This window comes from Desertibacillus haloalkaliphilus, assembly GCF_019039105.1.
Taxonomy (GTDB): domain Bacteria; phylum Bacillota; class Bacilli; order Bacillales; family KJ1-10-99; genus Desertibacillus; species Desertibacillus haloalkaliphilus.
Map to the genome: position 1 here is coordinate 1 of NZ_JAHPIV010000362.1, position 372 is coordinate 372.

A 372-nucleotide genomic window follows, 5' to 3' on the forward strand; every position below is an offset into this window, starting at 1 on the left:
CAACAAAGAGAGCCACAATAAACGCACTCACAAAGCCCACAATAAAGAATGGAAGCATGTCTGTTGTTAAATATTCGGCATTTTTAACAAGTGTTAAGAGGCTTGCTCCCGCCATAATCGGCATGGCCATAATAAACGTAAAGTCAGCCGCCGCTCGGTGATTCAGTCCAAGAATAACACCACCTGCTATTGTAGAACCTGAACGCGAGAAGCCTGGCCATAGTGCTAAACATTGAAATAGCCCGATATACAGCGCTTGTCTGTACGTCATATTATCCACAGAGCTTGTTTCTGTTTTACGTTTATTGATCCAATCAGCGACAAGCATCAGCACAGCCCCTAAAATCAAACCGACAGCGACCGTTCTCACAT

Annotated in this window: 1 protein-coding gene; it reads right to left on the reverse strand. The window is 44.4% G+C overall.

The genetic code is table 11. The features are described 5' to 3' along the window. The coding region (locus tag KH400_RS22345) for an undecaprenyl-diphosphate phosphatase (RefSeq protein ID WP_217228385.1) at positions 1 to 372 on the reverse strand (372 nt) is incomplete at both ends.